Here is a 23,455-nt window from a genome sequence, read left to right as displayed (position 1 = left end):
ACGATTACTGTACACTCGTGAAGATGTCCTTGAACTTATCCAGCCAAGACTTCTTGTTCTTCTCGACAACCTGCTCATCATCGTTGATGATCTTGATCTGATCCTTCGGCAGGAGTCCGACAGGCGGGTCCACATCGTCACGCACGGAGCGGCGATGGAGCTGCGAGGCGATGATGCTCTGTGCCTCTTTGCTCGTGATGAAGTCAATGAACTTCTTCGCATTCTCCATGTGCTTAGCATTCTTGATGATATAGATGCCGTCCGGCTTCGAGATAACGCCTTCCTTCATGTAGACGAGCTTGACGGGAGCACCGTCAGCAACGTACTTCGCGCCGCCCTCTTCAAAGGTCAGACCAACAGCGTACTCACCATCGGCGACCCCCTTGTAGACCGCAGACGAACCGGAGAGGAGCTTGCCGTCCAGATTACGGCAGAGTTTCTCCACATAGTCCCAGCCCTTGTCGGGGTCACCATTTCCCATCGCATAGAGCATATTGATGAGATGCTCATAGGAGGACGAGGACTTCGACGGATCGGCAAAGGCAATCTTCCCCTTGAGGGCGGGGTTCAGCAAATCCTCATAGCCCTCAACCTTCACATCGCCAATGAGATTCGTATTGATCATAATGACGCTCGGAATATCCGTAAAGCGCGTCATTGGTCCCTCTGTGTTCTTGAACGCTGCCTGAATGTGATCTTCGTTCACCGAAGTGTAGTTCTCAAAGAGTGCCGCCTTCGGCTTCATCGTATTGAGTGACCCGCCCCAGAAAATATCCCCGAGAGGGTTCGCCTTCTCGGACTCGACGCGTTTCAGGAGCTCGCCCGTTCCGGCAGCGATGACCTCAACCTTCACACCGCTCTGTTTCTCAAACTCCTCGACAAGAGGGTTGATGAAGGCAAGCGGATGCGGGCAGTAGATAACGAGGCTGTTGTCATCTGCCTGTGCCGTCTGCTTCTCACCGCCGCTCCCGCCACCGCATCCGCTGAGCGCGGTACCGAGGACGAGGGATGCCGCGACAGCAGCAATCACCTTTTTGAATCGCATGAGATAACCTCCTTTGACAAAACGACCAAACCTATAACATCATCGGGAACGTGCCCGAAAGAAACGCATTAGAGGGTAACGTCGCGGCTGCCCGACACGCGGAAGAAGATCAGCATCGCGGCGATCGTCGTGAGCGTCAAGATCGTCGAGAGTGCCGCCGCCGTACCATAGCTGGCACGAATGACCTCTGTGTAGATGGCGACCGACATGGTCTTGGTCGCACCCGTGAAGAGGATGACCGAGGAACTGAGCTCATTGATCGCCGTGATCCACGAGAGAATCGCGCCGCTCATGACGCCCGGGAGCATCATCACTGCCGTCACCTTAAAGAACGTTTTGAGGGGCGAGGCCCCGAGGCTGATGGATGCCTCCTCGATGCTCGGGCTGATCTGATAGAGAATCGCCGAACTTGAGCGCAGCGTATAGGGCAGACGCCTTATGACGAGCGAAATGATGATGATCAGTGCTGTCCCTGAGAGCAGCATCGGTTCCTCGTTGAACGCTAAGAGAAGCGTAATGCCGAGGACAGAACCAGGGATGATATATGGGAACATCGTCAATGTATCGATGATGTCTGTGAGTATACTCTTGCGCCGCGTCGTCAGATAGGCGACGGTCATACCGAGAAATACAATAGCAAGAATAGCCGCCGTACTGAAGAGATACGTATTCGAGATCGATGTTCCCAGACTGCTGAAGATCGTCGTATAGCTCTCGAGCGAGTAGCCGCCCGTAAATACCGCACCATTTGTCTCCAGGAACGACGTATAAATGACGACCAGCTGGGGGATGAGTGACAGCGCGACGAGCAGATATATCGCTGCATGCATTAGCACATTTCGCACACCATGCAGCTCTTTGACCGCAATCGGACGCAGAGAGCTCATCGTAAACGACTTGCGGCTCACCACGTACTTTTGCAGCAGGAAAATTGTCGAGGTAATGAGAACCATAATCGCCGCCATCGCCGCCGCAAAATTCGCCTGATCGCCAACTTCATTAATGAACTCCGAGTAGATCATGACAGGCATGACGTTGAAGCCCTCACCGATCAGCATCGGCGTACCAAAGTCTGCCATCGCATTCATGAACACCATGAGCGCACCGGCGAGAATGGTCGGTGTAATGAGCGGGACAATGACTGTCGCCACCTTGCGGATGCCGCTGCACCCAAGGCTCTCTGCTGCCTCAACCAGTGCCGCATCGATGCTCTTCATCGCACCAGCGGCATAGAGGTAGATAAACGGATAGAGCTTCAGCGTCAATACGAGCAGAATGCCCGTAAACCCGTAGATTGACGGGAATTCATAGTGGAATGTCGTCTGCAGCCATTGCGTCAGGATGCCGCTGCGTCCGCCGATGAGAATCCATGAGTACGCGCCAATGAAGGGCGGCGAGAGCAGCGAGATGATAATGCAGATTTCGAGTGCCGTCTTGCCGCGCACACGAAAGAGCGTCATGCAGTACGCGAGTGCCGTCCCGATCACGATGGCGAGAACCGTCACACAGGCGGTCACACTGAAACTGTTGATCATCGACTGATAGTAATATTTCCGCTCGAAGAAGTGCGTGAAGTGCTCAAGAGTGAACTCCCCCGTCATGGCATCCTGAAACGCAGAGATAAAGAGGGAAAAGAGCGGATAGATTAAGAAGAGCCCAAACACACCAATCGACAGAGCCGTGATGCCCGTCCAGAAGTCAAGGCGCACCCCATGCTTACTCATAGTGCACCACATCCTTCAAAATATTGCGCGAGCCATCTGCCGTAAAGACATTGATGCGCTTGGCGTTGGGGCGCAGACAGACCGTATCCCCCACCTCGAGCTGCTGCTCAGCATGGCCGAGATCCTGCGAGAACTCGATGGACGCCTGATTCGGCAGGATCATCTCATCGGCAAAGCCGAGACTGTAATTGATGTACTTGCCGAGGAAAACCTTTGTGAGTACCTCACATGAGAGTCCTTCGGACTGAATGGACAGTTCCTCTGGGCGCACAGAGACGACGACCTCCATCCCGTCCTCTGCCGTATCCTCGATGCCGTCCATGGGCATTTCCCAGCCATTGCGAAAAACAACGCTCGTCTGTCCCTCCCCCCGCTTCACCGTACCGTGAAACAGATTGGAGTGACCGATGAAGGTCGAGACAAAGATATTCCACGGACGCTCATAGATGGTCTGCGGACGTGCCGTCTGTTGAATCTCCCCCTTGTTCATGACAGCGATGCGGTCGGAGATCGAGAGCGCTTCCTCTTGATCATGCGTAACATAGACCGTCGTGATGCCGACCTGCTTCTGCACCTCGCGGATTGCGGAACGCATCTCCACACGCAGCTTTGCATCAAGATTTGAGAGCGGTTCATCCATGAGCAGCACGCTCGGGTGGATGACAATCGCACGGGCAAGTGCCACACGCTGCTGCTGTCCTCCGGAGAGACGCTCGGGTAAACGATCCTGATAGTCTGTGATCTGCACCACATCGAGGATTTTATCGACGCGCTCCTTCATCTCCGCCTTTGGCACCTTACGCAGCTTCAGCCCATACTCCACATTCTCCCGCACGGTGAGATGCGGGAAGATCGCATAACTTTGGAACACCATGCCTATGTTGCGCTGATGCGCGGGGATGTCATTGATCCGCTTCTCGTTAAAGCAGATGTCACCGCCTTCGATGCTGTTGAACCCTGCAATCATGCGCAGGAGCGTTGTTTTTCCGCAGCCCGAGGGACCAAGCAGGGTAAAAAACTCTCCATTTCGGATATGCTCCGTGATCCCCGGGATAATCGTGAGATCGCCGTATCTCTTGACGGCATTCTCAATCTCTATCGCTACGCTCATATTCACTCCTCCAATCGGAAATACGCACGATCATAGTATTATTTATTCAATTGTATGTATTATACAAATATTTGCGATAGAATAATATCCTTAAAACTGCAAAAATATCCGAAAAACTGAACATACAAAAAGCCCATCCCTTTGAATGAGCTGCAAAATCTCGATATATGTATGCGTCTATCTCCCTTAAATGAGGCACTTCCTCGACCTGTGAGCAATGACCGTACATATTCATCCCTCCCGACGGAATCTACTGCGGCAGGATGGCTTCCGCCGCCGCCATCACGCCGAGCGCGGCGTGCTCGAACGTCAGTCCGCCCTGCAGATAGATGCAGTACGGCGCGCGCATGGGACCGTCCGCGCTCAGCTCGATCGACGCGCCCTGCACGAACGTTCCTGCCGCCATGATGATCGGATCGGTATAGCCCGGCATATCCCACGGCTCAGGCGCGGCGAACGCATCCACGGGCGACATTGCCTGTATCGCGCGTGCGAACGCCTTCATGCGCTCCGCATCCCCGAGCACAATCGCCTGTATGATATCGCTACGCACATCCGTAAAGCGCGGGAATGTATGACATCCCAGCCTCTCGAAGATGCCTGCGGCGAACACCGCACCCTTGAGTGCCTGTGCGACTACATGCGGCGCGAGGAACAGCCCCTGAAAGAGCAGACGGTTCGAGACGAGGCTCGCGCCGAGCTCGTCCCCCATCCCCGGCGCCGTCAGGCGATAGGACGCCATCTCCACGAGGTCGCTGCGTCCCGCGATGTAGCCGCCTGTCGGTGCAAGTCCACCGCCCGGGTTCTTGATGAGCGAGCCCGCCATGATATCCACATCCGCGATTGCTGTCGGCTCCTCCGTCTCCACGAACTCGCCGTAACAGTTGTCCACGAAGACAATGCAGTTGGGATTTGCCGCCTTGATGCGCGCGCTGACAGCACGGATATCCGCGATGCTGAGCGGCTCGCGCTCACTGTAGCCGCGTGAACGCTGAACGAGTGCTATCTTCGTCTCGGGTGTCATGACATGTGCAATGCTGTCCAGATCCACGCGCCCTTCACGCAGGGGCAGTTCGTCGTAGGAGACGCCGAATTCCTTCAGCGATCCACAGCTTTCATGCGCCCAGCCGATCACCGTCTGCATCGTATCATAGGGCGTGCCTGTGATGGAGATGAGGCGGTCACCGGGACGGAGAAGGCCGAACAGCACTGCTGCGAGGGCGTGCGTCCCCGAGACAAACTGCGTCCGCACGAGGGCACGCTCCGCACCAAAGACACGTGCATAGACCTCATCCAGTTTCTCACGCCCGAGGTCACTGTATGCGTAACCCGCACTCACATTAAAATGCACATCGGAGACGCGGCATGCCCGCATGACATCGAGCACCTTCTTCGTGTTTTGCTCGGAAATCTCGTCCATATGTGCAAATGCGCTGCGCGCGCGTTCCAGTACATCTGCCCGCAGTGTACTCAGTTGATCTCTCTGCACAACTACCTCCCGCTTCCATCATCCACTCCCTGCTCTTTCGCCCACTGCGCTGCCACAAGGCGCAGATAGCGCACGAGATGAAGCTCCAGCCGCTGTTCCAGACCCTCTAGATCTTCTGCATCAAAGTCATAGCTTACATAAGGCATTCCTGCCACGTGATACTCACCGAAGAACTCATTGCGATAGCAATTGTAATAGATACCGACATCGTTCCCCTTGGCAAAATCTACATAGTCGATGATAAGAAATGACCCATTCGTCAGCTGTGCCGGTGCAGAGGGTTGGACAAAGAGAGAAAAGCCCTCCAACTCCTCTGCAAGGGCTGCTCCATACGACCACGTACGAATAGCATCGCACACGGGAGCAAGCTCCTGCGATGCCAGCGCGTCCGCATGCAGCTCCGCCGTCACACGCGGCAGATTCCTTGTGAGTTCCCGCCCGAACGTCTCCAAATCTCCACAGACAAAGGAGGACAGCGCAAAACTCACAACCCCGACTACAACGCGCACCTTGTAGGTCTTTGTGGCACTATCATAGAAGCCCACGATCGCACGGTGCTCTGCAGGTGCATCATAGAGAAAGAAATCATACTGTCCCTCGTGCTCCTGCCGCATTGGGGCAAGCATAAAACCATCCAGTTCTTTCGGCAATGTATCGAGCAGCACACATGCAGCAAGAGCCTCGTCAACTTCCTTCGTAAACTCCTTCGCCATCGTACATGCCCTTACTTGCCCGTACGGCCGCGCTTCGTCATGGGAATTCCCTTGGCGCAGAGAGGGCACTGTTCTGGTATATACGTCTCCACGCTCATCGTGAGGAGAGCAGTTGCGGGCACATCGCCAAATGCGGCCTTCCCGCCGCTGCGGTCAACGAGCATAGAGACGGCTACAGGAACAGCCCCCGCCGCCTTAACCACGTCGATCACCTCTTTGATCGATCCGCCCGTTGTCACGATGTCCTCGACAATCAGTACGCGCTCCCCCTCACATAGGGAGAAACCGCGGCGGAACGTCATCTTCCCGCCAACTCGCTCCGTGAAGATCGCACGCGTCCCGAGTGCCTTGCCCGTCTCATGCGCGAGCAGAATGCCGCCCGTCACGGGTCCAACCACTGTCTCAATTCGCGCATCCTTAAACTTCTCTGCCATCGCCTCACAAAGTCTCTGCGTATACTGCGGATGCTGCAGCACGTTAAACTTCTCCACATAGTGCGGGCTGTGAAGTCCCGACGTCAACAGAAAATGTCCGTCCATAATTGCACCAGTCTTAACCAACAGTGCGCGCACCTCGTCCTGCGTCATCATATTTCCTCTATCTCCTTCAAAACAGCTTCTGCCGCTGCGCGCGGATCCTCCGCTGTGCAGATGGCACGCCCCACCACGATCTGTGACGAACCGGCACGGAGTGCCGCCGCCGGCGTCATCACCCTGCGCTGATCGTCATGAGCCGCACCTGCGGGACGAATCCCCGGTGTAACAATCCAAAAATCACGGCCGCAGGCACGTCGAATCTCCGTTGCCTCCGCAGGGGATGCAACAACACCATCCAATCCCGCCTCCTGCGCCAGCTTTGCACGGCGCAGCACTGCATCCGCGACGGTTCCCGTATGACCGAGCCCCGTCCAGTCCTCCGCATCCATGCTCGTAAGCACCGTCACACCGATCAGCTTCGGACAGGGGATGCCCTCCTCCTCTGCCGCGCGGTGCAGTGCCTCTGACGCTGTCCGCATCATGCGCAGGCCGCCCGCCGTATGGACGTTCAGAATATCAGGACGCAGACGCAGCAGAGAGCACAGCCCACCAGCAACAGTGTTCGGTATATCGTGCAGCTTCAGATCGAGGAACACCTTATTGCCTTCTCTTTTCAGCCACGTGACCACGTCCCCGCCAAGCGCATAAAAGAGCTCCATACCGACCTTATAGTAAGAAATGCTGTCCCCCAGCCGTCCGACCAATTCCTCCAGCGCCTCGCGCGTATGGACATCCAGTGCTGCAATCAGCCGTTCATCTGCCACCATATCAAGCCTCCGCCACCCATATCTTCTCATTGCCGCTGCAGTCTTGCCCACGCATCAAGCGCACGCGCAGACCCATACGATAGCGCAGAACGGGCATTGCCTCTGCCGCAATCGTCGAGAGGACAAGCTCCCCGCATCCCCCATCTGCTGTGGAGCTATTGCCTGCTGCATCAATGATCTCAGCAAGGAACTGCCGCTCCTCGATATGAATGCCCGCACCATTGCCGCTGTGATACCCGATCAGTGCGCCCATCGGAGCACGCGTAAAGAGATGCATGTGACACGCCCCCAACCGTGCCGCCATCTGCCGTGTACTCTCTCGTGCACCTACCTGCGTCCCAATCGATATCAGACGGTAGAGTGCCATCTTTTGCAGCGTCCCTTCCAATACAGGAAGATCATGTTCCCATGCAATCAGCGTATCCGGCACAGCAACGTCCATGAGACGCAAGGCATCTGCCGCCGAAGCACAGGACAGAACCGTCGCACCAAGCCCATCGAGAGCATATTGGAGATCAAGGATCCTGCTGTCTGCAGCATTGCCGACGAGCAGCACCGTGCTCGCACGGTGAATGCCGCAGGCAGCAAGCATATCCGTTGTCACCTGCACCTGCCGTGCCACATCCCCCTGCGTATAGCAGTGAATGTGCCCACCACCCTCTGCCGCATCCCGCAGCATACTCATACGCATAAGCCCCGATAAGGGAAGGGTAAGCATAAAAAAGGGGGCATGCGCCCCCTCCTCTGCCACGGCGTCCCAAAACGGCAGCCGTGCCATATCCGCGAAATCTTTCACGTCGGCATGGGTCACACCGATGCGTGAAAACGCAGCGCGGTATGCCGCGGCCTTTTCCTCCGCCCATTTTACCTCACGCTGGAGCAGCGCGCACCGCTGTCCCCGCGTGAGTCGTACAGTTCCGCTCATGACTCGAGCGGACGCTGATAGAAGAACGGCTGAAAGCTCGTATATCCCATCTTGCGAAAGTTGAGAATCGACTCTGTCGCACCAACAAATAGGATGCCGCCCGGCTTGAGTGCCTCAAAGAAATGACGGTAGAGCTGATCCTTTGCCTCATCCGTGAAATAGATGACCACATTGCGGCAAAGAATGAGATCGAAGCCCGTCTCGAACTTATCCTGCAGGAGATTGTGACGCTTAAACTCGATCATACTTTTGATCTCCTGCTTGACGGCATAGTGGTCACTGTCCTCATCAAAGTACTTACGGCGGCGCTCTGGTGACATACACTTGATTTCATCCGCCGTATAAACGCCGCGCTTCGCCTTCGCCAGGATCTCGATATCGAGATCAGACGCAAGGATGCGGTGGCGCGTCCCCGGCGTCATCTCCTTCATAATGATGGCAAGCGAATAAGGCTCTGCCCCGATGGAACACCCTGCACTCCAGATATTGAGCTTCGACGAGCGCTTTAGGAGATCGGGAATAACATCCGTCTCAAGCTTGCTGAATTTCTCCGGCGTACGGAAAAACTCTGACACATTGATCGTCAGATATTCGATAAACGCTGCGAACTCATCCTTGTCCTTACACACATGATCAAAATATGCACAGCACTCCTTATACCCTGCACGCATGACCAGATTATTGATGCGGCGCTTCATCTGCGGTTCTTTGTAGAGATCCAGATCGATCTCCGTCCTTGCCTTGAGCTTCTGTTTAAAAAGTCCCCAATCACGATCCTCCGGCATAGATACCCTCTCCCGTTCTATATATCTCTATCCATGATGAAAAGAATTACTGTATGGTAAAGATACGGCGTGACTGTTTCTCGGCAAGCTTTGGCAGGATCACATGCAGAATTCCTGCCTCATAGGAAACAGACACCGAGGCATCATCTACATCATCGATGAAGAAGGAGCGTTCAAATGTACCCGTCCTGCGTTCATGACAGAGATAACGAACCTCCGAAACCTCGGACGCACTGCGTTCCGCCTTGATCTTCAGTCGACCATCTTCACTGTACGAAACCTCAATAGCATCCTTTGCGAATCCCGGCAGTTCGGCAAAAATCTCATACTGCGCCTCCGTATCGATCACATCAACACGAAATGGAAAGAGTACCCCGCCGACCTTATCAAAAGGGTTGAAAGAGTGCTCCATCACTGTATCAAGTGCCTTGCTCAGCATCTCCTGCCCCTTCTCAGCATTCTCTTTCAGATTGAATGGCAATGGACGAAACATAACAGCCACCTCCAATAAAATATACCTGTCAATGCCTTCATTATAGCAATAAGCAGCGTTATTTTCAATTATCTCTATGAAATGCTGTCCCTATCTGAATCGTAATATTTATCGATTCAGATGTTCCTGCTTCACCTTTCGCAAATCAGATTCCAGAACCTCTTTCCATTGCTGTATGACCTGATCCGGCAAGTGGATACGATGGTATTGTTCATCTTCACGATAGACTTCAAAAAAGACTTCAGATGCATACACCAATTCCCGAAGAGAATTGCGTACTCTGCCATAGACAACACCTTCACTGTTCATCATGTAGACTTTTTGAAAAGCAACAATCTTTTCCACGCCATCTTTTCTAAAAACCAGTCGCGGCGGATGTTTTTTAGAAAAGATCGGTGGATTGGAACGGTCGTTGTTAATATCCGTTATCTTGAACATCATGTATGATTCTGACGACAAGTATGTTGTAGACCGTTGCTTCTCGACGGTAATCAATAAATCCTTGTTCTGTTCATTGTCCAATATATAGTACATGGACACATAACTAATAAAATCATCCTGAATATTAAGTTTGAAAAAAGGATTCTTTTCCGCAGGAGGAAGCATCAGGGGAGATGACGACATCATCTCCCCTGACTGATTTTTCTCACTCGTTGGAGGAGGGGTATCCTGTTTTGTGTCTTCATTTGGGGCAACGCTTTTTACCTGCTGTTTTGGAGTTGGCTGCTCTATAGCCGCAGGAAACTCTGCTGTCCTTGGTTCAACCTGCTCTGCTGCATGATGGACACTACGTTTATTATGGACAATTGTTTCTGCATGAGCAATATTCGATATAGAAAGATACATGGCGAGCACTGAAGCAGCGATACCTACACATCCTCGTTTCATGGTCCGTCCTCCGTTCATCCACAATATGTTACAGCGCTGCCAGCATATCCTGCACGCCCTTCAGATAGGTATCCCGCGCAAAGTTCACGAGCGCACCGGATTTGCGGATCTTCACCTCAATTGTTCCGTTCTCAATGGTCTTAGGGCCGATCGCTATGCGCACAGGATAACCGATGAGATCACAGTCATTGAACTTCACGCCCGCACGCTCGCGACGATCATCGAGCAGTACATCGACACCCGCTGCACGCAGCTCCTCGTAAACCTCTTCGGCGTATGCGAGCTGTTCCTCCGCCTTGGCGTTTACTGCCACGACGACGACTTCATACGGCGCAATCGCGCGCGGCCAGATGATGCCATGCTCATCGTGATTCTGCTCGATTGCCGCCGCCATTGTGCGTCCAACACCGATGCCATAGCAGCCCATCTGCAAGGGCTGCGTCTTCCCTGCCTCATCGAGGAAGGTCGCCCCCATTGCCTTACTGTACTTCGTGCCGAGGGCAAAGATCTGTCCTGCCTCAATGCCGCGGCCGATATGGAGATGCCCATTTTCGCAGACGGGACACGCGTCTCCCTCTTCGACGAGGCGGATGTCTGCCACAGTCACCGCACCGAAGTCACGCTTCGGATTGACATTCGTATAGTGGAAATCCGCTTCGTTCGCACCGGAAACAGCGTTGTGCATCCGCATCGCCGTCTCATCGACGACGATATGCGTGCCCTTCTTGATGCCGATGGGACTCATAAAACCGGGGCAGCCGCCAACCGCACGGATCGCCTCCTCGTCCGCCATGCGCAGCTCCCGTGCGCCCGGCACGGCGTTCACGAGCTTGATCTCGTTGACCTCGTGGTCACCGCGCAGGAACGCGAGAATGAGGACATCGTCCTCCGTCTGATAGGCGACTGCTTTGATCGTCTTTTCGACGGGGATCTTGAGGTATTCCGCAAGCAGCGCAATCGTACTCGTATGCGGAGTCGCTACCTTCGCGAGCGGCAGCTCCGCCTCGTCCGGTGCATTGATCGGACGCAGTGCCGCCTTCTCGTCACTCGCCGCATAGCTGCATGCGTCGCAACAGGCAATACGCGACTCCCCTTCAGGGGCAAGAACAGTAAACTCCTCGGAATGCCCGCCGCCGATCGCGCCGCTGTCGGCCTCCACCGCACGGAAGTTCAGTCCGCAGCGCGTGAAAATATTTGTATAGGCCACGGACATCTTGCGATAGGACTCGTTCATCCCCGCGATGTCCTTGTCAAAGGAATAGAGATCCTTCATGATGAACTCACGGCTGCGCATCACCCCAAAACGTGGGCGGCGCTCATCACGGAACTTGTCCTGAATCTGATAGAGCATGAGCGGCAGCTGCTTGTACGAGCGCACCTCATCACGTACGAGTGCCGTAATCATCTCCTCATGCGTCGGCCCCATGCAGAACTCGCGGCCATGACGATCCTTCACGCGGATCATCTCTGCGCCGTATGCCCCCCAGCGGCCGCTCTCCTCCCAGAGTTCAGACGGCTGCAGGATTGGCATCATGATCTCCTGCCCGCCCGCGGCATCCATCTCCTCACGGATGATCTGCTCAATCTTTCGGATGGTGCGCCATGCGAGCGGCAGATAGGTGTACATCCCGCCGGCAGACTTGCGAATGAGACCGGCTCGGTACATGAGCTGATGGCTCGCAATCTCCGCCTCCGCAGGCGTATTTCTAAGGGTAGGCGCGTACAGATTCGTTGCTCTCATGACCGTTTCCGTTCCTCCAATATCGCATCAATCTCCCGAAAGAGTTCGGGCAGCAGTTCTTCTTCCTTTACCTTGCGAACGACCTCTCCCTTGCGGAAGATCAGCCCCTCACCATTCCCTCCGGCAATACCGACATCCGCACCGCGTGCCTCGCCGGGACCGTTGACAACACAGCCCATCACAGCCACCTCAATGGGATCCTCCATGCCGCGCAGGCGTTCCTCGACCTTCTCTGCAATGGATGCGAGATCGATGCTCGTACGCCCGCAGGTCGGACACGCGACAAGCGTCGGACCGTACTCCTTCAGCCCAAGCGCCTTCAGAATCTCATTTGCCGTACGGACTTCGACCACGGGATCACCCGTCAGCGAGATGCGTATCGTGTCACCGATGCCCTCAGCGAGGAGAGTTCCGACGCCGACGGCAGACTTGATGATCCCCGTCCCTGCCGTGCCCGCCTCTGTAATGCCAAGATGCAGAGGGTAATCTGTGCGCTCACTCATTAGACGATACGCCGCAAGTGTCAGCGGAACATCATGCGCCTTGAGCGAAATCTTCATATCATGAAAATCCAACTCCTCCAAAATACGCACATGTTCCATGGCAGATTCAACCAAGGCTTCTGCTGTAACACCGCCATACCGCTTGAGCATCTTATGGTCGAGTGAGCCGGCATTCACTCCGATGCGGATGGGGATTCCCCCCTCACGTGCCGCCGCGACAACCTTTTTCACGCGCTCCGTACCGCCGATGTTGCCGGGATTGATGCGCAGAGCTGCAATCCCCTGTGCCATCGCCTCAAGTGCAAGTTTGTAGTCAAAGTGGATGTCGGCGACGAGCGGCGTCTTCACCTGACGAATGATATTGCCGAGGTTCTTTGCCGCCGCCATATCGGGCACAGCGAGGCGTACGATATCACATCCTGCCGCGGCCAGTTCGCGGATCTGCCTTACCGTTGCCTCCGTATCCGTCGTCTTGGTATTGCACATGGACTGCACAGAGATCGGTGCATCGCCCCCGATGGGGATGTTTCCGATGTGAATCTGCCGCGTGCGACGGCGTTCGAATGTTGACATAGCGTGGGTCAGCCTCCTGCAAAGATACGAACGACATCATTCTTCATGGCGAGCAGCATCAGGAGAATAATCAATCCCACGCCCGCATTCTGAATGTAGTGCATGACCTTCGGACTCAGCGGCTTGCCGCGCACCGCCTCGACGCAGAGCGTTAGAAAGTGCCCTCCGTCCAGTGCTGGTACAGGAAGTAGATTGATGATCGCAAGATTGAGACTGAGAAGTGCGGCGAAATTGAGGAGCGGGACAATCCCCATCTCTGCGACCTCCCCCGCCATCTGCGCTACGCCAATCGGCCCCGCAAGTTCTGAGCCGGAGAGCTCAAGAATGATTCGATAGAGTGCATCGAGCATCATCACGATAATCATCATCGTCCGTTCGAATGCCATTGAGATGGACTGGAAGAGACCAGGATAGGTGCTGGTATAGGCATTCACAATACCGATATATCCACGCTGCTGTGATGCATCATAATGCGGAGTCACGCTTACCGTCAGTTCCTGCTCGCCGCGCTCCACCTGCATGGTCATCGGTACCGTTCCATGGTTCGTGCGGATCGCATCCACCAGCTCCTGCCATGTATCGATGGTACGCCCGTCAATCGCCAGGATACGATCATCCGTCATGAGCCCTGCTTGTGCGGCAGGATTATCTGCGAGCACCTTGCCAAGGACAGGCGCGGGATTCGGCGTCTGCACCCCGGCAAAGAAAAAGATGCCAAAAAAGAGGACAACGGGCAGGATAAAATTCATCGCCGATCCCGCAAGAATCACAATCATGCGGGAGAGAATCGGTTTGCGGCAATAGCCGCGATCACCGGCATCATTGTCATCCGCTGCCATACCGGCAATATCATTGAACCCGCCCAGCGGAACCAAACGGATCGAATAAACCGTCTCTCCGTAACGGAAATGCACAAGACGCGGTCCAAAGCCAATGGCAAATTCATCCACGCGCATCCCGGTCAATTTTGCCGTGATGAAATGTCCCAATTCATGCACAAAGACGAGCAGCCCAAAGACAAAGACTGTCGCAGCAATTTTCTCTAACATCCAAACTCCTTTTGCCCCGTTCAGCGCAGGACAATGTATACCGTATAGTAGTAGACCAGCGGTGCCGTAAAGAGGACACTGTCGAAGCGATCCCATACACCGCCGTGCCCTGGAATAATCGCACCTGAGTCCTTGATGCCTGTCTGCCGCTTCATCATGGACTCGACAAGATCACCAAGCGTACCGAGCACGGCAATCGCAGCACCCAGTCCCGCCATCTGCGGCAGCGGCATTGCGAGAAACCAGCCAATCCCTACGATGACAGCGATCGTGCCGATCAGCCCGCCGAAGAACCCCTCGATGGTCTTATTTGGACTGATGGCAGGTGCCAGTTTGTGGGAACCGAACGCACATCCTGCGAAATAGGCGAAGCTGTCACTTGCCCAGGTCCCGATAAACATCACCCAGACCATCGCCGCCCCGCAGGAAAACGTCTCAATTGGCGTCGCATAGACAGGCCCCATCATATTCCGCAGGAGAATAAGCAGGGCAAACGGCATACCGATGTAACAGATCCCCGCCACAGAAACAGTTGCATCGTGAACAGACACATCGCCGCGGAGGAGCACACAGGTCATGAGCGCAAGAACTGAGGACGCCATAAGAGCCAGCAGAATAATATTCTCATGTCCGACATATGCGCCGTACAGCATCCCGCCAATACCAAGCAGCCCTGAAAAAAGTGCAGGACTGCCACCACGTCGCGAAAAAGCACGCGTATACTCAAACCATGCAAGAGCGGCAAGCACTGCCGCTGCAATGGCAAACGTTGTTCCGCCCGACTGTATGACATAACCTGCAATACCGATGCCGATAATGCCGGAGATAATGCGTGTAATCAAAGACAGCCTCCCATCTATTCTTCCGCAGATAAGCCGCCAAACCGACGGCTCCGTCCCGCGAAATCCTCAATAGCATGCGCGAGTTCCTCCGGCGTAAAATCCGGCCAATGCGTCTCCGTAAAGTACAACTCTGCATAGGCAGACTGCCACAGAAGGAAGTTGCTCAGTCGCAGATCGCCGCTCGTACGGATGAAGAGATCGACGGGGGGATCCCCTGCCGTATCAAGTGTATGGGAAAAGAGTATTTCGTCAATTTCTTCTGCACGAAGCTCTCCTTTCTCCACACGGGCAGCCAGCGTCCGTACGGCACGCAGGATCTCATCCTGACTGCCATAGTTCGCTGCCAGATTAAAGTGCACACCAGTATTCTGTGCCGTGCGATGCTCCGCTTCCTCCATACGAGCAAGCAGATGATCCGAGAAGCGGTCACGCCGGCCGATAAAACGAATACGCACCTGTTCTGCATTCATCTCATCAATTTCCCGTGCCAGAAATGTATCAAAAAGCCGCAGCAAAAAGTCGATTTCCCGATGTGGACGCTTCCAGTTCTCCGTCGAAAAAGCATAGACGGTCAGCACTTCGATCCCCATCTCCGATGCGGCCCGCACAATGCGCTTGAGCGTGCGTGCTCCTGCTTCATGTCCCGTAGAACGAGATTTCCCCTTTGCCTTCGCCCATCGTCCATTCCCATCCATCACAATGGCAACATGGCGCGGCAGCATATCCTTAGAGCCTGTATGATCCATTGAAAGGGAGGCTTCCGAAGATGGTACTTCCCCCTCAGCGCTGCCAAAGAGTTTTCTCCACATGCTCGTTCGCTCCATTCCTATCCGCAAGACGATTCCATGACCAAAACACCCCTTCGGCAAATGCCGAAAGGGGTGCCGCGCGTTCAGCGGAGATATTCTTCATAGGCAGCAACCGCTGCACTCCGCAGAGGGAGAGCGGCAAGCGTCACCGCATATCCCTCCCCTTCCCTTCGAACACGAAGGACATAAGGATGCACCTTGTCTACAGGGAAAAACTGCCGCGAAGCACATGTCGTCGTTACAACATACGGAACACCTGCCGCATCAAGTTCTCGACGAACTTCGTCCCACGGGCGTGCCGAAAAGGAATCCTGCATCAGATCTCCATGACCTCTTTTTCCTTTGCCGTACGCATCTCATCCATCTGCTTGACAAACTTATCAACAAGCTTCTGCACGGAGTCCTGCCCGCGTTTAGACTCATCCTCGTTGATTTCCTTGTCCTTCTCGAGCTTCTTGATCGCCTCATTTGCATCACGGCGGATGTTGCGCAGCGCGACCTTCGCTTCCTCCGTCTTCTTTCCGACCGTCTTAATCAGCTCCTTGCGGCGCTCCTGCGTTGGCTGTGGAATTGCAAGACGAATGACATTTCCATCGGAATTCGGCGAAAGACCAAGATCGGATTTCGAAATTGCAATCTCAATCTCGTGCAGAATTGCTTTTTCCCACGGAGTGATAACGATCATATGCGGCTCAGGCACTGTCACCTTGGCAAGCTGATTGACCGAGGTCGGTGTGCCATAGTAAGGGACCATCACCTTATCCAGGAGATTCGGTGTCGCACGACCCGCACGCAGGGACGAGAACTCACGACGAAGCACATCGATCGCCTTATTCATATTTTCCTCATGCTTTGACAGAATATCCTTGATCATACAGCTTCGCCTCCTACCGTCGTTCCAATCGGCTCCCCAAACGATGCACGCGCAATATTCTCATGCACATCGATACTAAACACCACCATGGGGATCTTGTTTTCCATACAAAGACTGGTCGCCGTCGCATCCATGACCGCCAGCCCCTTGTTAAGAATATCAATATAGGTCAACGTCTCAAACCGTTTGGCATTCGGGTTCTTGTTCGGGTCAGAATCATAGATCCCGTCCGTCCCCTTCTTCGCCATCAGGATGACATCCGCCTCAATCTCGGCTGCGCGCAGCGCTGCCGTAGTATCCGTCGAAAAATACGGATTGCCCGTCCCTGCACCGAAGATCACAACACGCCCCTTTTCCATGTGGCGGATAGCGCGGCGACGAATATACGGCTCCGCAATCTGACGCATCTCAATTGCACTCTGGACGCGCGTATCGACATGCTGTTTTTCGAGCGCATCCTGCAGGGCAAGCGCATTCATCACCGTCGCCATCATCCCCATATAGTCCGCTGTTGTACGATCCATCCCCTTGGCACTGCCGGCAAGACCACGCCAGATATTCCCTCCGCCGACAACAATAGCAACATCGATGCCATGATCGCGCACCTTTTTTATCTGTGACGCAATTTCCTCAACCACCTGCGGGTTGATCCCAAATCTCTGATCTCCTGCCAATGCCTCTCCGCTCAGTTTCAATACGACGCGACGATATTTCGTTTCCAAGACGACTCCTCCTCACGCACATTCTCTGCGCCATTATAGCATACTTTTTCAAAAAAATCCGCAGACCATCTGCAAAAAAGAGCTGCCGACGGGCAGCTCTCCTCATGTCATTTTACTTCATCTGTGCAGCAACTTCCGCAGCAAAATCTTCCTGCTTCTTTTCGATGCCCTCCCCCAACTGGAAGCGTGTGAACGCCTTGATCTCTACCGGACCAAGCACATCAGCGATCTTTTTCTCCGGATCCTTGACGAATTTCTGTTCAAGCAGGCAGACTTCCTCATAGAACTTGTTGATACGTCCCTCAACCATCTTCTCGATGATCTTCTCGGGCTTTCCCTCCTCAAGTGCCTGTTTGCGGAGGACTTCCTTCTCATGCTCGATATGATCTGCTGTTACACCGGCACGATCAACAGCAAGCGGCGCCGCTGCTGCGATCTGCATCGCAATATCCTTGCCGAGCTGCTCATCTCCACCGGAGAGCTCGACGAGGACACCGATCTTGCCGCCCATATGGATGTATACCGCAATGCGCCCCGCGCTTTCATAGCGAACGAAGCGGCGCAGGGAGATCTTCTCCCCAATCGTTGCCGTTGCCTCGGTGATGAGGGAGGCAACCTCCTTGCCATCAAGTGTGCTCGCATTCAGCACATCGAGATCTGCCGGATTTGTCTCAGCAATGTGCTTTGCGACCTTTGCGCTGAGCTCACGGAACTGCTCATTCCCTGCAGCAAAATCTGTCTCGCAGTTGATCTCAACGATAGCACCGACCTTCGCATCGGGCGTAAGGTATGCCGTTACAGCACCCTCAGCGGCAACACGACCTGCCTTTTTTTCCGCCTTTGCAATTCCCTTCTCACGCAGATAGTCAATCGCCTGCTGCATATCGCCGTTTGTCTCTGCAAGAGCCTTCTTGCAGTCCATCATACCCGCGCCTGTACGCTCACGCAGTTCCTTTACCATTGCCGCACTAATTGCCATCATTGTTCCTCCTACGATCATTCCAAAAAAAATGGGTAAGGGGATAACACTCCCTTACCCCACTGCATTCTATTATTCTTCCGCTTCCTGCGCGCCTCCTTGGCTGCCCTCAAGCACAGCGTCTGCCATGCAGCCCGTGAGAAGCTTGACGGCACGAATCGCATCGTCATTGCCCGGAATCACATAGTCGATCTCGTCCGGATCACAGTTCGTATCGACAATCGCAACGATAGGAATATTCAGCTTGCGTGCCTCAGCAACCGCAATGCGCTCCTTGCGCGGATCAACGACGAAGAGTGCACCCGGCAGACGGTTCATCTCCTTAATACCGCCCAGATAGCGCTCAAGCTTCTCTTTCTCGTGACGCAGCCCCTGCACTTCCTTCTTCGTAAGAACCTCAAACGTGCCGTTCTCCTCCATCTCCTCGAGTGTCTTGAGGCGATGAATACGACGCTGAATCGTCTGGAAGTTCGTCATCATGCCGCCGAGCCAGCGCTCGTTGACATAGAACATATTTGCACGGAGCGCCTCCTCACGGATTGCCTCCTGCGCCTGCTTCTTCGTACCAATGAAGAGGACGGACTTGCCTTCCTGCGCAACACTGCGGAGGAAGTTGTACGCCTCGTCCACCTTGCGTACCGTCTTCTGCAGATCGATGATGTAGATTCCGTTGCGCTCCGTAAAGATATAACGCGCCATCTTCGGGTTCCAGCGGCGCGTCTGATGCCCAAAATGGACCCCCGCCTCCAGAAGCTGCTTCATAGAAATTACTGCCATGGAAATACCTCCTGTTGTTCTTCCGCGTCCCTCATCCGCCGTACCACCGCACAGAATGCAGCACAGAACGGCTATCGGAAACGCGTGCTTTTTCACACTAGGGCGTATTATAACATACCGTCACCAGTAAAACAACGCCCTCCAAAAAATTTTACACAAAAAATATGGAGGAATGCTATCCCTCCATGTTTGCGTCGTCATTCAGTTTGACTGCGTCATAGCAAGTGCCTCGGTCACATCAACCCCTTTGGGCGCATAGAGGATGATCGTGCTCGACACCACATGTGCTGTACCATGCATCACGTAGCAGGCACCATTTAGGAAGTCGCAAACGCGACGTCGCTCAGGATGATTCATGCAGTCAAAATTAACCGCAATTGCAATCCCCTGCTTCAGCTGCACAACAGCAGGAGCCGCATCATCATAGCGGCGCGGACGATGAATGCGCACCCGCAGCTCTGATACCTTTGTCGTATGTACGGTCAACGGGGTCGTTCCGCCCTCCCCCATTGCCGGCGTACGCGGCGTCTGGAAAGAAGAGGAAGGAGAAGGCGCGGAGAAAGGAACCGTACCGCCATTGGCTACACGGCGCGCGGAAGCAACGTTCTGTGCCGCCTGTGTCGCCTGAATGGCCGGTGACGCCTGCTGCTCCAGGATATCCTCCTCATCATCTTCTTCATCGGTCGGTAGAAATGAGTCCACCACGTGTGAAAACATATCTTTCACTCGTGAAAACAACGAATCTGCACCCATTTACCTCTTCCTTCCTCGATTTCTCTAAGCGCTGCCTAAAATTGGCGACAAAACCTCATCTTGCTAACGCAGACATACTATCATATTTCTTTCAGAAAAGCAAGCACATCTTTGACAAAATAATTCTATGATCGAAGGATTTTATTGGACAAGACTTACTTACGGGCATTCTTCGCCGCACGACCGCGTGCTGTACGATCGAGAATCGCCTTGCGCAGACGAATATTCTCCGGTGTCACTTCGACGAGCTCATCGTCATTGATATACTCCAACGCCTGCTCAAGGCTCAGAATACGGGGCGGTGTGAGACGGATTGCCTCATCCGAGGCAGACGTACGCATATTCGTGACATTCTTCTTCTTGCACGGATTGATATCCATATCGATATCGCGTGAATTCTCTCCGACGATCATGCCCTCATAGACCTGCTGCCCCGGCGAGATGAACATCGTACCGCGATCCTGCAGCGAGAAGATTCCGTAGCCTGTCGTCTCCCCCTGCTCAAACGCAACAAGTGACCCGTGCGAACGCCCCGTCATATCCCCCTTATACGGCACGTAGCCGTGGAAGACATGATTCATGATACCGTTGCCCTTCGTACTCGTCAGAAGTTCAGAACGGAAGCCGATCAGCCCGCGTGCAGGGATGAAGAACTCCATGCGGATATAACCCGAGAGCTCCGTCATATTCGACAGCTCTGCCTTACGTGTGCCGAGAGCCTCCATGACCGCGCCCATGTACTCCTGCGGCACCTCGACCGTCAGATTCTCCATCGGCTCGCACTTCTGGCCATTGATCATCTTATAGACAACCTCTGGCTTTCCGACCTGCAGCTCGTAGCCCTCACGACGCATCTGCTCGATCAGAATCGACAGATGAAGCTCACCGCGTCCCGATACCTTAAACACATCGGCAGAATCCGTCTCCTCAACGTGCATAGCAACATTGGTCTCAATCTCCTTGAACAGACGATCACGCAGATGGCGGGAGGTGACGAACTGCCCCTCGCGGCCCGCAAAGGGACTCGTATTGACACCAAAGGTCATCGAGAGAGTCGGCTCATCAATATTAATCGTCGGCAGCGCCTCCGGATTCTCTGCGTCCGCTACCGTGTACCCAATACTCACATCACCGAGGCCAGTCAGAGCAACAATCTCGCCCATACCTGCCTCATCCACCTCGACACGCTTGAGTCCTTGATAGACATAGACCTTGCCGACTTTCGCCTTCGTCTCATGGTCACCACTGATCACAACTACATTCTGATTGGGACGCACCGACCCCCGAATCACGCGGCCGATGGCAACACGCCCAACATAGTCATCCGCCTCAAGCGTCGTCACCATCATCTGCAGAGGGCCATCCGCATCGCCCTGCGGGGCCGGAATCTCCTTCACAATCGTCTGCATCAGCGGCTCAAGATTGTCGTTCATGTCCTCCATCTTGAATTTTGCGATACCGTCACGCGCCGCCGCATAGATCACAGGAAAATCGAGCTGATCGTCGTCTGCATCGAGCTCCATAAAGAGCTCTAGAACCTCATCATATACATCGTCCACACGCTGATCCGGACGGTCAATCTTATTAATGACCACGATCGGCTTCAACCCCTGTTCAAGTGCCTTGCGCAGCACGTACTTCGTCTGGGGCATCGGTCCCTCGAATGCGTCAACAAGCAAGAGTACGCCGTCCACCATGTTGAGAACGCGCTCCACCTCACCGCCGAAATCAGCATGTCCCGGTGTATCTACAATATTGATCTTGATTCCATCATAAAGGATCGCCGTATTCTTCGAAAGAATCGTAATGCCGCGTTCGCGCTCAATATCGCCCGAGTCCATCACGCGCTCATTCACCTGTTCATTCGAGCGAAACACATGACTTTGCTTCAGCATCGCATCGACAAGTGTTGTCTTACCATGATCAACATGTGCAATAATTGCGATATTGCGCAGTTTTTCATTCGTCACCATAAAAAGATGTGCCTCCCCTGCATCCGTCCAAAAGATAGTGTGTCTATCTTATTATAGTGCAGCATCTTTGTCAACCAAAATTATGAGCAGATGCTACAAAATTTCCTTATTCAACAAAAAAGCTCCCACAGAGTGGGAGCCGGATATATCTGATTATTTCCCCTTATTCTGCGCATCCACCGAACGCTGCCAGTTCTTATAGAACTGCTCGGAAAGACTGGAAAACGTTGCAACCGTATTGCCGTCCGTCGAATTCGCACGCACCTCATAGGTATAGAGAAGCTCATTCGAACCGGAGCGATAGACATCAAAGAAAAAGACCGTACGGCTATTGTTTGCTACCGTCAGAATCACATAGGCATCAGCAAAGGAGGCAACATTTTCCTTAAACGTCTTCGCAGCATCACGGCGCGGAAGTGTCTTCAGATCAACGCCCTTGCTCTCCTTGACCCCGTTCACCACCGTATCATAGCTGACTACGTTAGTACGCGTCACACGGGCAGCATCTGCAACAACCTGGGTCAGGATCTCAATGGAAGGAGCCGTATCCTCGACCTGTACATAAAGAGGTGCACCGATCGCCAAACGATTAACATTTGTAATCACTGCTCCCTCGGGAAGCGTCACTTTATCCGTATAGGGAGATGCGCTCACCTGTACGGCAAGCAGCATAAGGCACAAAGCAAGCGCCATTTGGACGAATTTCTTCATGGATAGATCTCCTCCTTAAATTCAAGGCAAAAAAATCATTTTGCTGTTCGCCATTCTACACCATAATGAAACGTTTGACAAGAAAAAGAACATAAAAGAACAAAAAAACCGTATCAAATCGATACGGCTGAACCTCAATGGCAGGGGCAGTAAGACTTGAACTCACAACCTACGGTTTTGGAGACCGTTGCTCTACCAGTTGAGCTATACCCCTATGGGGCGACTTATGGGGATCGAACCCATGCATGCTGGAGCCACAATCCAGTGTGTTAACCGCTTCACCAAAGCCGCCATGTTATTTATAAATAGAACTCGTGAACACGTCATTCACGAGTTCTATCCTTGCGGCAACTACCTAGTCTCCCACGTCGTCTCCAACGAAGTACCCTCGGCCTGTGGACGCTTAACTGCTGTGTTCGGAATGGGAACAGGTGGTACCGTCCAGGCATCATCACCGCATGCTTGAATGAGTCTTGCTCACTCAAAACTTCACAGAAGAAACTGTAAGCAAATTGTATTTGTAGGCTTGTACCTTTGAGTTACTGTCGACATTGACTGCGTCAACGTCGAGTACTCTAAGTCACAGTCGACATTTGCTTTACAAACATCGACTAAGCGACTCAATCGTCAGCGTCTGTCGCTTACGCTCCGACGCTTCCGTTTCGCTGCTTAA

The 23,455-nt window shown here is 53.8% G+C and carries 24 protein-coding genes, 2 tRNA genes and 1 rRNA gene; all 27 read right to left on the bottom strand.

All coding sequences use genetic code 11. From position 1 onward, the window contains the following. Window positions 1-4: 4 nt before the first annotated feature. The 27 genes from HMPREF0908_RS00135 to rrf all read right to left on the bottom strand — a co-directional run bounded on the left by HMPREF0908_RS00135 (window position 5) and on the right by rrf (window position 23,241). Entirely contained in the window at window positions 5-1,045 is a 1,041-nt protein-coding gene (locus HMPREF0908_RS00135) for an ABC transporter substrate-binding protein (RefSeq protein WP_006689371.1), read from the bottom strand. A gap of 68 nt (window positions 1,046-1,113) precedes the next feature. Next, window positions 1,114-2,769, bottom strand: coding sequence for an ABC transporter permease (locus HMPREF0908_RS00130; RefSeq protein ID WP_006689370.1), 1,656 nt, complete (start codon window positions 2,767-2,769; stop codon window positions 1,114-1,116). After that, on the bottom strand, window positions 2,762-3,880 hold the full coding sequence (locus tag HMPREF0908_RS00125; RefSeq protein ID WP_006689369.1) for an ABC transporter ATP-binding protein: 1,119 nt from the start codon (window positions 3,878-3,880) through the stop codon (window positions 2,762-2,764). The genes HMPREF0908_RS00130 and HMPREF0908_RS00125 overlap by 8 nt, the downstream gene beginning before the upstream one ends. Before the next feature lie 250 nt (window positions 3,881-4,130). Beyond that, window positions 4,131-5,369: a methionine gamma-lyase family protein gene (locus HMPREF0908_RS00120; RefSeq protein WP_040572261.1), complete on the bottom strand. Its 1,239-nt coding sequence runs from the start codon at window positions 5,367-5,369 to the stop codon at window positions 4,131-4,133. A gap of 2 nt (window positions 5,370-5,371) precedes the next feature. Then, window positions 5,372-6,082 carry a hypothetical protein gene (locus tag HMPREF0908_RS00115; protein WP_006689367.1) on the bottom strand — a complete coding sequence of 237 codons (711 nt, stop codon included), beginning with the start codon at window positions 6,080-6,082 and terminating at the stop codon, window positions 5,372-5,374. A gap of 11 nt (window positions 6,083-6,093) precedes the next feature. Next, window positions 6,094-6,669 (bottom strand): orotate phosphoribosyltransferase, encoded by a 576-nt coding sequence (gene pyrE / locus HMPREF0908_RS00110; RefSeq protein WP_040572452.1) that lies wholly within the window; start codon window positions 6,667-6,669, stop codon window positions 6,094-6,096. Continuing rightward, the gene (gene pyrF / locus HMPREF0908_RS00105; RefSeq protein ID WP_040572451.1) at window positions 6,669-7,382 is read right to left on the bottom strand and encodes an orotidine-5'-phosphate decarboxylase; all 714 of its coding nucleotides are present in this window, start codon (window positions 7,380-7,382) and stop codon (window positions 6,669-6,671) included. Before pyrF ends, pyrE begins: the two co-directional genes overlap by 1 nt. Window positions 7,383-7,386: 4 nt before the next feature. After that, window positions 7,387-8,310, bottom strand: coding sequence for a phenylacetate--CoA ligase family protein (locus HMPREF0908_RS00100; protein ID WP_006689364.1), 924 nt, complete (start codon window positions 8,308-8,310; stop codon window positions 7,387-7,389). Beyond that, complete coding sequence (locus HMPREF0908_RS00095; protein WP_006689363.1) at window positions 8,307-9,095, bottom strand: CheR family methyltransferase; 789 nt, start codon at window positions 9,093-9,095, stop codon at window positions 8,307-8,309. The genes HMPREF0908_RS00100 and HMPREF0908_RS00095 overlap by 4 nt, the downstream gene beginning before the upstream one ends. A 46-nt stretch (window positions 9,096-9,141) precedes the next feature. Beyond that, on the bottom strand, window positions 9,142-9,588 hold the full coding sequence (locus HMPREF0908_RS00090) for an Hsp20/alpha crystallin family protein (protein ID WP_006689362.1): 447 nt from the start codon (window positions 9,586-9,588) through the stop codon (window positions 9,142-9,144). Window positions 9,589-9,696: 108 nt separating this feature from the next. After that, on the bottom strand, window positions 9,697-10,476 hold the full coding sequence (locus tag HMPREF0908_RS00085) for a hypothetical protein (protein WP_040572260.1): 780 nt from the start codon (window positions 10,474-10,476) through the stop codon (window positions 9,697-9,699). A 28-nt stretch (window positions 10,477-10,504) separates the two neighbouring features. After that, window positions 10,505-12,217: a proline--tRNA ligase gene (locus tag HMPREF0908_RS00080; RefSeq protein WP_006689360.1), complete on the bottom strand. Its 1,713-nt coding sequence runs from the start codon at window positions 12,215-12,217 to the stop codon at window positions 10,505-10,507. Beyond that, the gene (gene ispG / locus HMPREF0908_RS00075; RefSeq protein ID WP_006689359.1) at window positions 12,214-13,293 is read right to left on the bottom strand and encodes a flavodoxin-dependent (E)-4-hydroxy-3-methylbut-2-enyl-diphosphate synthase; all 1,080 of its coding nucleotides are present in this window, start codon (window positions 13,291-13,293) and stop codon (window positions 12,214-12,216) included. The genes HMPREF0908_RS00080 and ispG overlap by 4 nt, the downstream gene beginning before the upstream one ends. An 8-nt stretch (window positions 13,294-13,301) precedes the next feature. Beyond that, window positions 13,302-14,342: an RIP metalloprotease RseP gene (gene rseP / locus HMPREF0908_RS00070; protein WP_006689358.1), complete on the bottom strand. Its 1,041-nt coding sequence runs from the start codon at window positions 14,340-14,342 to the stop codon at window positions 13,302-13,304. Window positions 14,343-14,362: 20 nt separating this feature from the next. Further along, window positions 14,363-15,184 carry a phosphatidate cytidylyltransferase gene (locus tag HMPREF0908_RS00065; RefSeq protein WP_006689357.1) on the bottom strand — a complete coding sequence of 274 codons (822 nt, stop codon included), beginning with the start codon at window positions 15,182-15,184 and terminating at the stop codon, window positions 14,363-14,365. 14 nt (window positions 15,185-15,198) lie between these two features. Next, window positions 15,199-15,930: an undecaprenyl pyrophosphate synthase gene (locus HMPREF0908_RS00060; RefSeq protein ID WP_425358101.1), complete on the bottom strand. Its 732-nt coding sequence runs from the start codon at window positions 15,928-15,930 to the stop codon at window positions 15,199-15,201. Between the two features lie 146 nt (window positions 15,931-16,076). After that, entirely contained in the window at window positions 16,077-16,310 is a 234-nt protein-coding gene (locus HMPREF0908_RS00055; RefSeq protein WP_006689355.1) for a hypothetical protein, read from the bottom strand. After that, entirely contained in the window at window positions 16,310-16,867 is a 558-nt protein-coding gene (frr, locus tag HMPREF0908_RS00050; protein WP_006689354.1) for a ribosome recycling factor, read from the bottom strand. The genes HMPREF0908_RS00055 and frr overlap by 1 nt, the downstream gene beginning before the upstream one ends. After that, window positions 16,864-17,589: a UMP kinase gene (pyrH, locus tag HMPREF0908_RS00045; RefSeq protein ID WP_040572258.1), complete on the bottom strand. Its 726-nt coding sequence runs from the start codon at window positions 17,587-17,589 to the stop codon at window positions 16,864-16,866. Before pyrH ends, frr begins: the two co-directional genes overlap by 4 nt. Window positions 17,590-17,701: 112 nt before the next feature. Further along, window positions 17,702-18,571: a translation elongation factor Ts gene (tsf, locus tag HMPREF0908_RS00040; protein ID WP_040572257.1), complete on the bottom strand. Its 870-nt coding sequence runs from the start codon at window positions 18,569-18,571 to the stop codon at window positions 17,702-17,704. A gap of 69 nt (window positions 18,572-18,640) precedes the next feature. Then, window positions 18,641-19,345: a 30S ribosomal protein S2 gene (rpsB, locus tag HMPREF0908_RS00035; RefSeq protein WP_006689351.1), complete on the bottom strand. Its 705-nt coding sequence runs from the start codon at window positions 19,343-19,345 to the stop codon at window positions 18,641-18,643. Between the two features lie 201 nt (window positions 19,346-19,546). Further along, a complete protein-coding gene (gene sepF / locus HMPREF0908_RS00030) occupies window positions 19,547-20,098 on the bottom strand; it encodes a cell division protein SepF (protein WP_040572256.1) in 552 nt (183 codons plus the stop codon). A 155-nt stretch (window positions 20,099-20,253) separates the two neighbouring features. After that, entirely contained in the window at window positions 20,254-22,071 is a 1,818-nt protein-coding gene (typA, locus tag HMPREF0908_RS00025) for a translational GTPase TypA (protein ID WP_006689348.1), read from the bottom strand. Window positions 22,072-22,224: 153 nt separating this feature from the next. Continuing rightward, window positions 22,225-22,782 (bottom strand): hypothetical protein, encoded by a 558-nt coding sequence (locus tag HMPREF0908_RS00020; RefSeq protein ID WP_006689347.1) that lies wholly within the window; start codon window positions 22,780-22,782, stop codon window positions 22,225-22,227. 138 nt (window positions 22,783-22,920) lie between these two features. Further along, a tRNA-Trp gene (locus tag HMPREF0908_RS00015) sits at window positions 22,921-22,996 on the bottom strand. A 1-nt stretch (window position 22,997) separates the two neighbouring features. Next, window positions 22,998-23,073: transfer RNA gene (locus tag HMPREF0908_RS00010), tRNA-His, on the bottom strand. Between the two features lie 51 nt (window positions 23,074-23,124). Continuing rightward, window positions 23,125-23,241, bottom strand: a 5S ribosomal RNA gene (gene rrf, locus HMPREF0908_RS00005). Between the last annotated feature and the right edge of the window lie 214 nt (window positions 23,242-23,455).

The sequence above is a fragment of the Centipeda flueggei ATCC 43531 genome, assembly GCF_000160695.1.
Lineage (GTDB): Bacteria > Bacillota > Negativicutes > Selenomonadales > Selenomonadaceae > Centipeda > Centipeda flueggei.
This window is presented reverse-complemented; position numbering and strand designations above follow the sequence as displayed.